General features: G+C 65.4%; 14 protein-coding genes. 3 read left to right on the top strand and 11 right to left on the bottom strand.

Translation table 11 applies throughout. The features are described 5' to 3' along the window. Positions 1-66: 66 nt before the first annotated feature. Genes N2604_RS12010 through N2604_RS11995 form a run of 4 tightly spaced genes read right to left on the bottom strand, consistent with a single transcriptional unit; the run spans position 67 to position 4,293 of the window. Positions 67-1,113, bottom strand: a complete 1,047-nt coding sequence (locus tag N2604_RS12010) for an ABC transporter substrate-binding protein (protein ID WP_260374853.1) — start codon at positions 1,111-1,113, stop codon at positions 67-69. 22 nt (positions 1,114-1,135) lie between these two features. Further along, complete coding sequence (locus N2604_RS12005; protein WP_260374852.1) at positions 1,136-2,443, bottom strand: FAD-binding oxidoreductase; 1,308 nt, start codon at positions 2,441-2,443, stop codon at positions 1,136-1,138. Between the two features lie 14 nt (positions 2,444-2,457). Further along, a complete protein-coding gene (locus N2604_RS12000) occupies positions 2,458-3,174 on the bottom strand; it encodes an HAD family hydrolase (protein WP_260374851.1) in 717 nt (238 codons plus the stop codon). A gap of 36 nt (positions 3,175-3,210) precedes the next feature. Next, complete coding sequence (locus N2604_RS11995; protein WP_260374850.1) at positions 3,211-4,293, bottom strand: ABC transporter ATP-binding protein; 1,083 nt, start codon at positions 4,291-4,293, stop codon at positions 3,211-3,213. Between the two features lie 210 nt (positions 4,294-4,503). On the opposite strand from N2604_RS11995, the gene N2604_RS11990 reads away from it, so the two are divergent. Beyond that, a complete protein-coding gene (locus N2604_RS11990; protein ID WP_260374849.1) occupies positions 4,504-5,442 on the top strand; it encodes a LysR family transcriptional regulator in 939 nt (312 codons plus the stop codon). Between the two features lie 135 nt (positions 5,443-5,577). On the opposite strand, the gene uxuA is transcribed toward N2604_RS11990, so the two are convergent. The 6 genes from uxuA to N2604_RS11960 form a co-directional block, all read right to left on the bottom strand. After that, positions 5,578-6,768, bottom strand: a complete 1,191-nt coding sequence (gene uxuA, locus N2604_RS11985) for a mannonate dehydratase (RefSeq protein ID WP_260374848.1) — start codon at positions 6,766-6,768, stop codon at positions 5,578-5,580. A gap of 72 nt (positions 6,769-6,840) precedes the next feature. Next, the gene (locus tag N2604_RS11980) at positions 6,841-7,890 is read right to left on the bottom strand and encodes an L-idonate 5-dehydrogenase (protein WP_260374847.1); all 1,050 of its coding nucleotides are present in this window, start codon (positions 7,888-7,890) and stop codon (positions 6,841-6,843) included. Next, positions 7,887-9,293 (bottom strand): TRAP transporter large permease, encoded by a 1,407-nt coding sequence (locus N2604_RS11975; RefSeq protein ID WP_260374846.1) that lies wholly within the window; start codon positions 9,291-9,293, stop codon positions 7,887-7,889. Before N2604_RS11975 ends, N2604_RS11980 begins: the two co-directional genes overlap by 4 nt. Positions 9,294-9,297: 4 nt before the next feature. Further along, on the bottom strand, positions 9,298-9,876 hold the full coding sequence (locus N2604_RS11970) for a TRAP transporter small permease (protein WP_260374845.1): 579 nt from the start codon (positions 9,874-9,876) through the stop codon (positions 9,298-9,300). A gap of 157 nt (positions 9,877-10,033) precedes the next feature. Next, positions 10,034-10,999: a sialic acid TRAP transporter substrate-binding protein SiaP gene (locus N2604_RS11965; RefSeq protein ID WP_409241729.1), complete on the bottom strand. Its 966-nt coding sequence runs from the start codon at positions 10,997-10,999 to the stop codon at positions 10,034-10,036. 82 nt (positions 11,000-11,081) lie between these two features. Continuing rightward, entirely contained in the window at positions 11,082-11,894 is an 813-nt protein-coding gene (locus N2604_RS11960) for a FadR/GntR family transcriptional regulator (RefSeq protein WP_260374843.1), read from the bottom strand. Between the two features lie 157 nt (positions 11,895-12,051). Between N2604_RS11960 and N2604_RS11955 the strand changes: the two genes are divergently transcribed. Further along, positions 12,052-13,536 carry a mannitol dehydrogenase family protein gene (locus tag N2604_RS11955; RefSeq protein WP_409241728.1) on the top strand — a complete coding sequence of 495 codons (1,485 nt, stop codon included), beginning with the start codon at positions 12,052-12,054 and terminating at the stop codon, positions 13,534-13,536. A gap of 95 nt (positions 13,537-13,631) precedes the next feature. Beyond that, positions 13,632-14,039 carry a nuclear transport factor 2 family protein gene (locus N2604_RS11950; RefSeq protein ID WP_197962855.1) on the top strand — a complete coding sequence of 136 codons (408 nt, stop codon included), beginning with the start codon at positions 13,632-13,634 and terminating at the stop codon, positions 14,037-14,039. A 46-nt stretch (positions 14,040-14,085) separates the two neighbouring features. Here N2604_RS11950 and N2604_RS11945 read toward each other — a convergent pair whose 3' ends face one another. Further along, positions 14,086-14,820, bottom strand: coding sequence for an HAD family hydrolase (locus tag N2604_RS11945; RefSeq protein WP_260374841.1), 735 nt, complete (start codon positions 14,818-14,820; stop codon positions 14,086-14,088). Positions 14,821-14,926 lie beyond the last annotated feature (106 nt).

The raw sequence follows: 14,926 nt of genomic DNA, 5'->3' as shown, positions 1-14,926 counted from the left end.
GGCCGTGCTCACGGCGCTGATGCTTTTGGGAGGGATCTGGCACTGAAGTCGTCAACGCTGTCTCGCTCACTTCTGCATGAAGGACGCCCAGCGCTTCTCGGCGGCTTCTCCCGCGGGCGAGGACCACCAGGCGTAGGACATCAGCGCTTGCTTCGTCGCATTCGCCGGCTCGCTCGGCAATTGCGCCGCGCGCTCGGGCTTGATCACGCCCGTCTCGAACGCCTTCGGATTGCCCGGGCCGTAATCGATGTGGAGCGGCAGGTTGGCCTGGTGCACGGGATCGACGGCCTCGTTGAGGAATTTTAGCGCCGTACCGAGATTCGGCGCGCCCTTGAGGATGCACAGCGAGGTGCTCTGCAAAATGCCCTGGTTGTAGGTGAAGGCGACCTTGGCGCCCTCCTTCGCGACCGCGCTGACGCGACCGTTCCAGGCCATCTCCATGTCGACCTCGCCGTCATTGAGCAGCTGCGCCGACTGCGCGCCCGAGGTCCACCACACCGTGATGTGCGGCTTGATCTCTTCCAGCTTCCTAAAGGCGCGGTCGACGTCGAGCGGGTAGAGCTTGTCCGGCGCCACGCCGTCGGCCATCAGCGCCGCCTCGAGCGTCGCGAACGGGTGGTTGCGCAGCGCGCGGCGGCCGGGAAACTTCTTCACGTCCCAGAAATCGGCCCAGCTGTTCGGCGCGTCCTTCGGGAAGGTCTTCTGGCTGTAGGCGAGCACGCTGGAATAGAATTCGTAGGACACCGAATAGGGACTGCGATAGGCCTCCGGCATCGCCGCGCCGTTTGGAATCTTCGAAAAGTCGAGCTTCTCGAGCAGCCCCTGCTCGCCGCCGCGCAAGCAGTTGCCGGTCGGGGTGTCGACGACGTCCCAGATCGGCTTGCCGCTGCCGACCTGCGTCTTGATCGCGGGCCAGGCGTCGGGAATGGAGTCCTGGTTGATGGTGATGCCGAGCTTCTTGGCGGAGGGATCGAGGATCGCCACCGTCTGCGCCTGCTGATAGGCGCCGCCCTGCGAGACGAAGGTGATCTGCTCGGCGGCATCAGCCGCACTGGTCAATCCGATCGCGCCCAGCAGCGCGCAGCCCAATCCCAAACTCTGCTTCGTCGTCATCCTCGCCTCCTCCAAATAGATCTCACTGACCGATCGCATCGAGAAACTGGTACCAGCCGGCGACGATGCGCACGGCGGGCTCACGCAGCGGATAGAACGGAATCGCCTTCATGCGCCGCGCGTCGAGCAGGCCGACGTCGGGCGTCTCGCCGCGCACGAAGGCGGCGAGATAGCGGCCCATCAGGCTCGACATCGCAACACCGGCGCCGTTGTAGCCGACCGAGAACAGCGTGCGGTCGTCGAGCCGGCCGATATGCGGCACCGAGTCCAGCGTCATCGCGACGAGGCCCGACCACTTGTATTCGAGCGGGACATCGGCGAGATCGGGAAAGATGCCGACCATCGCCTTGCGCAAGGCATCGAACGCGGCTTGCGAATCCTGCTTGCCGAAGGCGCCGCGGCCGCCGAAGATGACGCGGTTGTCGACCATGCGGAACCAGCGCATCATGCGCTTGGTCTCGGTGTAGGTGCGCCCCGTCGGCATCAGCTTTCCCGCGAGGTTGCGCGAGAGCCGCTCGGTTGCGACCATGGCGCTGCGGAACGGGATCAGCGTGCGCTGCAGATGCGCGGTGGCACTGGTCAGGTCGGAATAGCTGTTGGTGGCGATGATCGCCTGCTTGGCGCGCACCGTCCCTCGCGGCGTCTCCGCGATGATACCGTCCTTCTCGCGCCGAAGCTTGACCACCGGCGATTCCTGGAAGACAGGAACGCCGCGGCGCGCCACGCCGTCGGCGAGGCCGCGCAGATAGTTCAGCGGATGGATGCCGCCCGAGCCGGGATTGAGCACGCCGCCGACGAAGCTGTCGGAGCCGGTCTCCTCGCGCACGCCGTTCTTGTCGAGGATGCGGACCTCGGCAGAGCCCATCTCGCGCGTCATCCAGTTGGCCTCGTCGATCGCGGCCCGGAGCGTCGTCTCGTTGTGCGCGGCCTTGACCTGGCCGGTGCGCACAAGGTTTGCGCTGGTGATGCCGAATTCGGAGACAAGCTCCTCGACCATGTCGGTCGATTCATGCGCGATCTCGTACATGCGCCGTGCCATGTCGCGCCCGTGCACGGCATCGATCTCGCGAAACGACAGGCGGAACTTTGCGGTGATCACCCCGCCATTGCGCCCGCTCGCGCCCCAGCCGGGGCGGTTCGCCTCGAGCACGATGGGGCTGAGCCCGCTCTTGGCGATGTGGTGCGCGGCGGACAGGCCGGTGTAGCCGGCGCCGATGATCACCACATCCGCCTGTTGCTCACTCGAGAGCACGGGAAACGCGCGCGCCGGATCCGCCGTGGCTTCCCACAGCGAATTGACCGATGGCAGCGCGCGCCAGTCCCGTGTCATGCCACAGCTCTCCGTTACGCTGCCGGCCCGATCGCGGCGTCGGCAAGCGCCTTCAGGGTCGGATAATGGAAGTCCGGCCTGGTCAGCGTCTCCACCGCCGGTGTGCCGCCGAAGCCGGCGATGCCCTGGCGGCGCTCGATCCAGCACACCTTGTAGCCGAGCTTCCGCGCGATCCCGATGTCGTGATACTGGCTCTGCGCGACGTGCAGGATGTCGGACTGCTTGTAGCCGAACGCCGACTGGCGGCCCTTATTGTAGGCGAAGAATTCCGGATTGGGCTTGGCAACGCCGGTGTCGTCGGCACAGACGGTGTCATCGAAGGGATTGCCGAGCGCATGCGCGTAGCACGACAGCGCGACGCGGTCGGCATTGGTCATCGCGACCAGACGGAACTTCGTGCGCAGCCGCTTGAGCGCCTCGACGGAATCGGAGAACGGCCCCCAGCGCAGCACGGCGAGCTGGAAGACGTCGCATGAGGCGTCATCCGCTGGCAGCCCGAGTTCCTGCGCGAGGTAACGGTAAACGTAAAACATCACCTCGCTCGAGCGCTCATAGTGCTTGTCGCGGCCGCGCTTGTAGGATTCGAAGATCTGGTCGTCGCTGAGCTCGGCCGGCGTCTTGCCCGAGATCTTGCGCACCGCGGAGAGCACGCCGGTCTCGAAATCGATCAGGGTGCCGACGACGTCGAAGGTGAGAACCTTGAAATTGCTGAATGCGGCTTGGGTCGACATATCAGTTTCTTCTCTCGGGTTGGATGGGACTTGAGTTCACTCTCTTGCCCTCGGGACGACGATGGTGTCCTCGGGGTGGAGGGTGACGGTGAGGCTGCCGCCAAGCGGCGGGATGCGGTGATAGGCCTGGTGGTAGCTCGGCTGGCGCAGGCTGAGCGCGATGCCGTCGGCGAGCGCGAGGAAAATGCGCAGGCTCTCGCCCTGGTAGACGATGTCGGTGACAGTCCCGGTCAGCCGGTTGCAGGCGACATCCTGCGCGCCGTCATCGATCAGCAGCTTCTCGCTGTGCACGGCCAGCATCAGTGCATCGCCATCGGGAATGGCGCGCGCGCTGCGCAGCACGGCATTGCCGAGTGCAACGCTGCAGGCATCGACGCGGCGGACCGGCAGCATCGTGGCTTCGCCGATGAAGCTGGCGACGAAGGAATCGGCGGGATGGTCGTGCAGCCGCGCCGGCTCGTCGATCTGGACCAGCCGGCCGTCCTTCATGACGGCGACGCGGTCGCTCATGGTCAGCGCCTCGCGCTGGTCATGGGTGACATAGATGATGGTGGCCTGGATGCGCTTGTGCAGCGCGCGCAACTCGATCTGCATGGATTCGCGGAGCTGCTTGTCGAGCGCAGAGAGCGGCTCGTCCATCAGGATCAGGCGCGGCTCGAAGATCATGGCGCGCGCCAACGCCACGCGCTGGCGCTGACCGCCGGAGAGCTGCGCGATGCCGCGCTCTTCATAGCCGGCAAGGCCGACCATGCTGAGCGCTGCGCGCACCTTGTCCGGCCAGAAGGATTTCGGCAGGCGTCGCGCGCGCAAGGGAAAGGCGACGTTCTCGCCGACGCTCATGTGCGGAAACAGCGCGTAATTCTGGAACACCACGCCGATGTCGCGCTTGTGCGGCGGCATGTAGGTGACGTCACGGCCGCCGAACAGAATCGTGCCTGAGGTCGGCAGGATGAAGCCGCCCAAAATGCCGAGCAGCGTGGTCTTGCCGGAGCCGGAGGGGCCAAGCAGTGAGACAAATTCACCGGCGCCGACATTGAGGGAAACGTCGTCGAGGGCGCGAACGGCGCCATAGGCCTTGCTGGCGGACCTGATCTCGACGCTTTCCGCTCGCTTGTCCAACGATCGACCTCGCGATGTCTCTGCGCTGGCGTGCCTCACTGCGCGCCATAAGGCTAGTTTATAGACAGGGCTTTGGAGCACTCACGGCTGAAGCGTGCGCTGCACCAATCTTCTCTCGAAGGGCCTGTCTTTTGGCGGTCACGGTCATGACACCAGACTTGCCAAAACTCGGCAATTGCCAAATTCTCACCACGCCCATAACATGGCGTTATGCCCGAGCTCCGCCGCATGCTGCCGTCCAGCAACGCCCTGTTCGTCTTCGACGCGGCGGCGCGCAATGGCAGCTTCACGGCTGCGGCCGCCGAATTGAACGTGACGCAGCCGGCGGTGAGCCGGATGCTCGGCCAGTTCGAGGAGCATCTCGGCGTCCGCCTGTTCGATCGCACAGCAGGGCGCGCGGTGCTCACCGAGGAAGGCGAGCTGCTCTATCGCCGCGTGCTCGAAGGCTTCCGCAGCATCGAGAGCGGGCTCGTCGAGATCGAGCGGCGCCGCAAGGGCACCGAGACGGTGACGCTGTCGGTCTCCTCCGCCTTCACCACGCATTGGCTGATGCCGCGCATCGACAAGCTGCAGAAACAGTTTCCGCAAGTGGATCTGCGCTTCCAGCTCATCTCCGGCGCGCTCCGCGGGCCGGTGGAGAATGTCGATCTCGGCATGCGCTTCCGTGACCGCGACGAGCCGTCCTCCGGCGGCACGCTGGTGATGAAGGAAGTGATGCTGCCGATGTGCAGCCCCGGCTATCTCGGCGAGACTGATCCCACCGAGGGCAACACCATCATCCGCCTCGCCGAGACGCCGGGCGACTGGGCCGCGGATTACGCTTCGCTCCTCACCGGCCGCCGCGGCGCGGCCAAGGCGCTGAGCTTCACCGACTATGCCGTCGTGGTGCAGGCGGCCCTGCTCGGGCAGGGTATTGCGCTCGGCTGGCTGACGGTCGCCTCGCACTGGCTGCTCACCGGCGCGCTGGTGCCGGCCTCCGATACGTTGACCACCACGCGCCGCATCTGCGAATTCCTGCCGCCGCGCAACCGGATCATGCGTCCCATCGCCGCCGAGATCCGCGACTGGATCATCGCGCAGATGAAAAGCGAGATCGCCGCGATCGACCGGCTCTATCCGAAGCTCGGCGCGATGGCGGCGTGCTACTAGGCGTCCCGTGTTGGGATGAAGCAGACCTCCCTCCACGTCATTGCGAGCGCAGCGAAGCAATCCAGAGTCTTTCCGCGGAGGGATTCTGGATTGCTTCGCTGCGCTCGCAATGACGACGTGGAAAGAGCGTTGCCTCTATCGATGCTCGATCGCCCGGATCGCACCGCGGAGCTCTGCGAGGCCGCGCAGGCGGCCGATGGCGGTGTAGCCGGGATTGGTGCGCTTGGTGGCGGCGAGATCGTCGAGCATGCGGTGGCCGTGGTCCGGGCGGAACACGATACGCTTGTCGGGTGCGCGCCGCCCGTTCTCCTTCAACAGCGCCTTGAGCACCGCGATCATGTCGACGTCACCGTCGAGATGATCGGACTCGTAGAACGACAGCCCGTCGGCCTCGCGCTTGGTCGCGCGCAGATGCGCGAAGGCAATGCGCGGACCGAAGCGCTCCGCCATTTCGGGCAGATTGTTCTCCGCGCGCACGCCGAGCGAGCCGGTGCAGAAGCAGATGCCGTTGGCCTTGGACGGCACGGCGTCGAACAGCGCCTGATAATCGTCGGCGGACGAGGCAATGCGCGGCAGGCCGAACAGCGGCCGCGGCGGGTCATCCGGGTGCAGCGTCAGCGACACGCCGAGCTGCTCGGCGACCGGCGTCACGCGCGCGAGAAATTCGGCGAGATGCTGCCGCAGGATTTTTGGCGTGATGTCGCGGTAGGTCTCGAGCCGGTCGCGGAACTGCGGGATGGTCATCGGCTCGGTGGTCGAGCCGGGCAGCGCGCTGGCGATGACCATGACGAGATAGTCGATATCGGCCTGGCTCATCTTGTCGAACAGCGCCTTGGCGCGCGCCTGCTGCTCGGGCGAATACTCTTGCACCGCCGCCGGGCGCTTCAGGATGTGCAGCTCGAACGCGGCAAAGCGATCCTGGTCGAAGCGCATGGCGCGGGCGCCGTTCGGCAGCTCCCATTCGAGGTCGGTGCGGCACCAGTCCACCACGGGCATGAAATTGTAGCAGATGATCTTGATGCCAGAGGCGGCGACCGCCTCCAGGCTCGCGATCCATGCCTCGATCGACTTCGTCGCTTTTCCGCCAAGGCGCTTGACGTCGTCGGGGATCGGAATCGATTCCACCACCGACCAGGTCAGCTGCGAGCGGCCGGGCTGACCGTTCTCGATGAAATTCTTGCGCTCCTCGACCGCCTTGCGCGTCCAGGCCTCCCCGATCGGCACCTGATGCAGCGCCGAGACGATATCGCTCGCCCCGGCCTGCCTGACGTCATCGAGCGAGACCGGATCATCCGGCCCGTACCAGCGCCATCCCTCCAGCATCATGTGCTGCCTCCCAAAGCGTTTTCGAGCGAAGTGGATACCGGTTCGCGTGAAGAAAACGCGTCAAAACAAAAGTCAGTTCGCGGTCAGAACGACCTTGACGCTCTGCGAGCGATCCAGCGCCAGCCGCAGCGCGTCGGGTGCGGTCGAGAGCGGCCGCTCGGCGGTGACCAGCGACAGCACATCGACGCTGCCGTTGCCGATCAGTTCCACCGCATTCATGAACTCGAAGCCGAACCGGAACGAGCCGCGCAGGTCGATCTCCTTGGCCATCACCGCGTTCGACGGCGTCGGGATCTGGCCGCCCGGCAGATTGCCGATCTGCACCACGACGCCGCCGCGCCTGACGATGCCGATCGCGCTGGCAAGGCCTGCAGCCGTGCCCGAGACCTCGAACGCGACGTCATAGGGGCGCAACGCGGCCTGCGCCTTCAGGCCCTCTTCGCCGGCGGATACGTTCTCGACACGGGAGGCGCCGAGCTTGGTCGCAAAGGCGAGCGGCGCGGGGGCGATGTCGGCCACGGTGATGTCGGCCATGCCGGCGCGGTGCGCCGCGAGCATGGTCAAAAGCCCGATCGGGCCGGCACCGAAGATGATGCCGCGCTTGCCCTCGATCTTGCCGGCGCGCGCGACCGCGTGCAGGCAGACCGCGAGCGGCTCGGCCAGCGCGGCGGCCTGGTAGGAGACGTGATCGGGGATCTTCACGCACTGCGCCGGGATCGCGTCGAAGTAATTGGCGAAGCCGCCCTGCATGTGCGGCGTCTTCGAGGCCGAGCCCATGAAGTAGATGTTTTCGCACAGGTTCGGCCGGCCCTCGCGGCAGGCGACGCAATGGCCGCACCAGCGCGACGGGTTGACGGCAACGCGGTCGCCGACCCTCAGGTTCGCGGCGGCACCGGAGATCTCCACGACCTCCCCGGAGATCTCATGGCCCAGCACCAGCGGCGACTTCACCACGAAGTCGCCGGTGCGGGCATGGCGGAAATAGTGCATGTCCGAGCCGCAGATGCCGCCGGCACCGAAACGAATGCGGACCATCCCGTCCGCGAGCTTGTCGAGCGGATGCTCGATCATGCGCAGGTCTTCGGGGCCGAACAGGGTCGCGGCGAGAGCGGTCGAGGTCATTTGGAGAGTCCCATGTATTTAGGCAGCCAGAGGGTCAGGTCGGGGATGTAGGTGATCGCGATCAGCGCGAGCAGCAGCGGCACCAGCCAGGGCAGAATCGCCACCGTCGTGCGTTCGACCGAGAGCTTTGCCACGCGGGCGAGCACGAACAGCACCATGCCGAGCGGCGGATGCAACAGGCCGATCATCAGGTTCAGCGTCATGATCAGGCCGAAATGGATCGGGTCGATGCCGAGCTTGAGCACGATCGGCAGCAGGATCGGCACCAGGATCGTGATCGCCGCCGTGGTGTCGATGAAGCACCCCACGAACAGGATCAGGACATTGGCGAGCGCCAGGAACACCCATTTGTTGTGGGTGATGCTGAGCATCCAGTCCGAGAGCATCTGCGCCGCCTGCGACACCGTCAGCAGCCAGGCGAAGATCGAGGCCGCGGTGACGATGAACAGCACAGAAGCCGTGGTCTCGATGGTGTCGAAGGTCGCCTTGGCGACGGTCTGGAACGTCATGGTGCGGTAGCGGACGAGGCCGAGGAACAGCGACCAGATCACCGCGGCGACCGCGGCTTCCGTCGGTGTGAACCAGCCGAGCGTCATGCCGCCGATCAGAATCACCGGCGCCATCAGCGCCATCACAGCCGAGAAATCGAAATACCAGTCGATCAGGAGCAGCGTGCCGAGGCCGATGACGACGGCCATGTTGACCGAGAGGCCGGCGAGCACCATCAGCCAGATCGCCATCGGGAACGACAGCACGATCAAGATCTCGAGCCCGGCCGAGCCGAGCTGCGGCCAGGAGAACGGTGTATCGCTGCCCCATTTGTTCTTGTGCGCGAAATAGGTGACGGTCACCATCATGAACAGCGTCAGCACGACGCCGGGAATGACGCCGCCGAGGAACAGCGCGCCGATCGAGACGTTCGCCATCATGCCGTAGATCACGAACGGCAGCGACGGCGGGATGATCGGCCCGAGCGTCGCCGAGGCCGCGGTGACGCCGACCGAGAATTCGGTGGAGTAGCCGTGGTCCTTCATCGCCTTGATCTCGATGGTGCCAAGTCCTGCGGCATCCGCGATGGCCGTGCCGGACATGCCGGAGAAAATCACCGAGCCGATGATGTTGACGTGGCCGAGGCCGCCGCGCATCCACCCCACCAGCGCGACCGCGAACTTGTAGATGCGGCCGGTCACGCCGGCGATGTTCATGAGATTGCCGGCCAGGATGAAGAACGGCACGGCGAGCAAAGGAAAGCTCTCGACGCCGGCGATCATGCGCTGCGCCAGCGTGACGTCGGGCGTCACGCCGCTGACCAGGATGTAGAGCAGCGACGACGCGGCCATGGCGATCGCCACGGGGACACCGAGCAGCATCAGAAGGAGAAAGCCTCCGAGCAACAGCAGCATGGTCTTATCCTTCCGATCCGTCGTAGGCACCGGGACGTTCGAGGACCGAGTAGCCCTGCCGCCAGTTCTGGAGTGCCACCTGTACGGAGCGTGCGAACATCAGCACGAACCCGAGCAGCACGGCGTAATAAACATAATCCTTGGGAAGATTGATCGTGGTCATCTGCTCGTCGCCGATGATCCGAATGTAGACCCAGACCAGCTTGATGGCGTAGCCGAAGAAGGCGATCCGGATCAGGTCGATCGCCGTCGACAGCACGCGCCCTACGGCATGCGGCAGGTAGCGATAGACGAGGTCAACCTGGATGTGCCGCGACAGCCGCACGCACATCGAGGCGCCGATGAAGACCACGCCGATCAGGCAATAGGTCGCGATCTCCTCGGTCCAGGCGTAGCTGTCGTTGAGCACGTAGCGGGTGAAGAACTGCAGAAAGACGGCGAGCGCCATCACCCAGAAGATCGCCAGCGCCACCCAGTCCTCGAAGGCGTAGACGCCGAGATCGACCTTCGGCGTCGCCTCCTCCTCGAAGGTGTGGGCGATCTCGTCCGCGGTGATCTGCCGGTGGATTTCGGCGGTGGACATGTTACCTCTCAAACCTCTCCATCGTCATTCCGGGGCGACTCGACGGGACCGCGCAACGCGCGGCCCGGAGAGCCGAACCCGGAATCTCGAGGTTCTCAGGTGCGCAAGTGCGCACCGTAGTTCGACGCTTCCGCGTCGCCCCGGAACGACGGGCGCGTCACTTCACCGCCTGGATCTTCTCCCAATCCGCCTTGCGGTAGCCGAACGTCTCGAACGCGACGTTCTTCAGCACGGTGTCGCGAAACTCGTTCTTGTCGACCTCGGTCACGGTCAGGCCCTTCTCCTTGAAGAAGGCGACCAGCTTGGCTTCGTTCTGCTTAATCTCTCCGGTGGCCCTGGCGGCGGCCTCCTGCGCCACGTCGGTGAAGATCTTCTTGTCCTCGTCCGTGAGCTTCTTCCACAGGGCGCCGGCGATCACGGTGTTGAGGTGATCGACGATGTGGCCGGTCAGCACGATGTGCTTCTGCACCTCGTAGAACTTCTTGGCCTCGATCGTGGTCAGCGGGTTCTCCTGCGCCTCGACGGTGCCGTTCTGGAGCGCGAGATAGACTTCGGCGAAGGCGATCGGCGCGGTGTTGGCGCCGCAGGCGCGCGGCATCGCGAGGTAAGCCGGCACGTCGGGCACGCGCATCTTCAAGCCCTTCATGTCGGCGCAGGTCTTGATCGGCTTGTTCGACGAGGTCTGGCGAACGCCGTAATAGGTCACGGCGACGATGTGGTGGCCGCTCTTGTCCTCATAACCCTTGGCGAGCTCCTTGAAGATGTCGCTCTTGGTGTAGGCGAGCAGATGATCGGCGTCGCGGAAGGTGTAGGGATAATAGGTCACGCCGATCGGCGCGAAGCTCTTGGCCGCGAAGCTCGAGCCGGAAATGATGATGTCGACCGAGCCGAGCGAGAGGCCCTGGTTGATGTCGGCCTCCTTGCCGAGCTGGGAGGCCGGATAGACCTCGATCTGGTAGCGCCCGTTGGTGCGCTTGGCGATCTCCTGCGCGGCCCAGACCGATGCAGTGTGGAACGGCTCCGAGGTCTCGTAGACGTGGGCCCATTTGAGCTTGGTCTGTGCCATGCTCGCGCTGGTCGCCGCCAATAGCGTGGCGGCGGAAATCACTGCTGCAATCGTCATCTTCTTCAACATCGACTTTTCCTCCATCGTTCAAGTCCGCTTCTTGTTGGCCCGCCCCGGCATGGATGCGGGCCGTCCAATTTCATGGCCTCCGCGCGCCACCGCTCTTGGCCTGTTTCTTCGACGGTCGTTTTGATTTCGCCGGCTGAACCCCTGACGGCGCCGCCCGCTTCCGTGCAGCCGGTGCCCCTGCTGATGTCTCGGCACCAAAATTCTGTGCAAAGCGCTCCTGCGAATGCGCGAGGTGATCGCGCATGGCGTCATGGGCCGTCAGCGGCCGGCGCGCAGCGATGGCGTCGCGCACGGCCCGGTGCTCGTCGAGCGCGGTTCGCCACGTGGTCGGGTTCTCGAAATAATGCGCGAGCTGCGCGAAATAGGGATTAAGGCGCTGGTCGAACAACTCGCCGACAACCCGCACCAGCACGGCGTTGCCGAGGCATCCTGCGATGGCGATATGGAAGGCGCGGTCATGAACCATCGAGGCTTCGCCAGGATGGTCGACATTCTCCATCGCGACGAGCGCGGCATCGATGCGCTCGATGTCATCTTTGGTCGCCACGCGCGCGGCTTGCTCTGCGATGGCGCTTTCGAGGAATTCGCGGGCACGCAGCAGCTCGAACGGGCCTTCTATGATCGCTGATGGCGCCGGCGCGGCGATCGCGGCGGGCTCGATCACATAGATGCCGGACCCGACGCGGATGCGCAGACGGCCTTCGACCTCGAGCGCAATCAAGGCTTCGCGCACCGTCGGCCTGGACACCTTGAGCTGTTCGGCAAGCTCGCGCTCGGTCGGCAAGCGGCTGCCGACCGCGTACTCGCCGCTGTCGATCAGGCTTCGCAATTGATCGGCGACCTGGCGATAGAGCCGTCTCGCCTCCACAGCTTCCAGCGGCACGCTGGCCCTCCCGAAAGGGTCCCGCGAGGTCGTCCAGACCCGCGGCCCGCCAATTTTGGAAAATTGGTCTTACCAATTGACCAGAGCATTGACCGAGGACAGAGGCCGTGTCAAGCAGCGGCAAAGCAAAGGGGAGACGTCCATGCGCCAGAGCTCGATGCGCCTTGATTCCACTTGGCTTGGTCGCGCCAATCTCGACCGGCTGGCACCTGCCATCCGCCGTCCGGCCTATGACCGATCGCGCGTCACGCCCGGCATCGTGCATTTAGGCTTAGGTGCTTTTCATCGTGCCCATCAGGCCGTCGTCATCGACGATTGCCTCGCTAGCGGCAGCATGTCCTGGGGCATCATCGGCGCGAGCCTGCGCAGCCCGGGCACGCGCGATGCCCTCGCCCCGCAGGACCATCTCTACACAATGGCCGTCCGCGCCGCCGAAGGCACCGAGCATCGCGTGATCGGCGCCCTGCTCGACAGCGTCGTCGCGCGCGAGAAGCCGGCAGCCCTGGTCGAGCGGATGGCCGATCCCGCCATCCGCATCGTCTCGCTCACGGTGACCGAGAAGGGCTATTGCCACACGCCGCAGACCGGCGACCTCGACGAGCGGCATCCTGACATCGCGCATGATCTGAACAATTTCGACGCGCCGCGCTCGGCGCCGGGCTTCATCGTCGCCGCGCTGGCACGGCGGCGGGCGCGGGGTCTTTCGCCCTTCACCGTGCTGTGCTGCGACAACCTCGCCGCCAACGGCCACACCGTGCAGCGGATCGTGACGCAGTTCGCCGCACTGCGCTCTAGGGAACTCGGCAAGTGGATCGCCGATACGGTCGCGTTCCCCTGCACCATGGTCGACCGCATCGTGCCGGAGACGACGGATGCCGACCGCGATGCGGTGTCATCCGCGCTGGGCATGCGCGACGCCTGGCCGGTGATGACCGAGCCGTTCACGCAATGGGTGGTCGAGGACCGCTTCACCGCGGGCCGGCCGGACCTGGCCGCAGCGGGTGTCGAGCTCGTCGGCGACGTCAAGCCGTTCGAGCTGATGAAGCTGCGGCTGCTCAACGCCAGCCATTCGGCGCTGGCCTATCTCGGCTATCTCTCCGGCTACGAGACCATCGCCGACACCATGCAGGATCCGCACTTCGCGCGCCTCGCCGCGCAGGTCATGGAAGAGGCCGCGGTGACGCTGACGATGCCCGCAGGCACGGATCTCGCGGCCTATCGCGCCTCGCTGCTCAAGCGCTTTGCCAATCCGGCGCTGCACCACCGCACCTGGCAGATCGCGATGGACGGCTCGCAAAAGCTGCCGCAGCGGCTGCTCGGCGCGATGCAGGATCGTCTTGCCAGGGGCCTGCCGATCGCAACGCATGCACTCGCGGTCGCCGGCTGGATGCGCTACGTCAGCGGCGTCGACGAACAGGGACGGGCGATCGACGTGCGCGATCCGCTCGCCGGCGAGTTCGCCGCGCTGGCGCGCGAGGCGGGGCCCGTTGCCGAGCGCCTCGCGCCGGCATTGCTCGGGGTGGCGAAGGTGTTCGGGCCGCTCGGCGCCGAGCCGCGCCTGCGCGAGGCCGTCACCGCGGCGCTCGGCCGCCTCTATGCCGACGGCGCACAGCGGGCCGTGGCAACGCACGTTTCGGCGTGACCACGACGCGGGCAGCATCTTGAATGCTGCACTGCGGCCAAAATCGACGGAAAGTCGCGCTTGATTTTTGTCTGTGCTTGCCCCACCCGAGAGGAATGGGAAACGACAACAAGGTCATCGCCGCCAACGCGGCCTTTTACGCCGCTTTTTCAACGGGCGACTTCGCCGGCATGGAACGAATGTGGGCAGACGACGACGGCATCTCCTGCATCCATCCCGGCTGGCCGGCCATCATCGGACGCGCCACCGTGATCGGAAGCTGGCGCGACATCCTGCAAAACCCCCAGCGGCCGCAGATCGTCTGCGCCGAGCCGCAGGCGATCGTCGACGGCGACAGCGCCCGCGTGCTCTGCATCGAGATCGTCGACGGCACGGCGCTGGCCGCGGCGAACCATTTTCGCCGCGTCGGCGACGACTGGCGCCTGGTGCACCATCAGTCCAGCCCGATCGCGCAGATTGTCGAGCAGGCGGAGGACGATAGAGCCAGTCACCGCGTCCACTGAGCACGGCGATCACGGCGACGTGATCTACTGTGCATGGGGTTGTTTTTCAGTTTTTTGTTTGGCGGTCCAAAAGTTCCGACAGATCGTCCAGCACGGCCCGCGCTCCGGTGAAGTCATCGTCCGCAAAGAACATGCTGCGGGTGATCAGAACCGGGATGCCGGCACGCGAGGCCGCGACCAGGCCGTTGGCGGAATCCTCGATCGCAACGCAGTCGGAGGCCACGAGCTTCAGCCGTGTCAGGATCTCGAGATAGACGTCCGGCGCCGGCTTCTTGTGCCTGACGTCATCGCCGGCGACGATCGCGTCGAAATCCGCGGCCCAGCGTTTGCCCAGCGCTCGCGACAGCAGCGCATCGATATTGCCGTGCGAGGTGGTGGTCGCAATCGCAAGCCGCTGGCCCCTCGCCTTCGCGGCCCTGAGCAAATCCGTCACGCCCCGCCGCAAGGGGCAGCGTCCGGTCTCGACCAATTCGGCATAATGCGCGGTCTTGATGCGGTGAAGCTCTGCGATGTCTTTGTCCGACAAGGGCGGAGCTGTCACTAGCCTTGTGTGGTATGCGCGCATGCGCTCCTTGCCGCCTGTCACCCGCAGCAGGTCCTTGTAGACGGTGCAGTCCCATTGCCAGTCGAGACCGTGGCGGGCGAAGGCAAGGTTGAAGGCCTGCCGATGCAGCTCCTCGGTCTCGGCCAGGGTGCCGTCGACGTCGAAGATCAGCGCGGCCGCGCGCCGGATCAGATCGGCGGCGTCTGCTGGCGACTGAACCCACGCTTCGGCCCGCATGATCGATACCTCCCTTCCGATGCTGCAAGAAGCGAGCATCGACCGCGGCGGGGGACGAGACAAATCGCAATATCTTTTGCCGGACCCAAAAATCTCTTATGAGCGA

The sequence above is a fragment of the Bradyrhizobium sp. CB1015 genome, assembly GCF_025200925.1.
GTDB lineage: Bacteria > Pseudomonadota > Alphaproteobacteria > Rhizobiales > Xanthobacteraceae > Bradyrhizobium.
The sequence above is the reverse complement of the archived record's forward strand: the minus strand, read 5'-3'. Positions and strand labels throughout refer to the sequence as shown.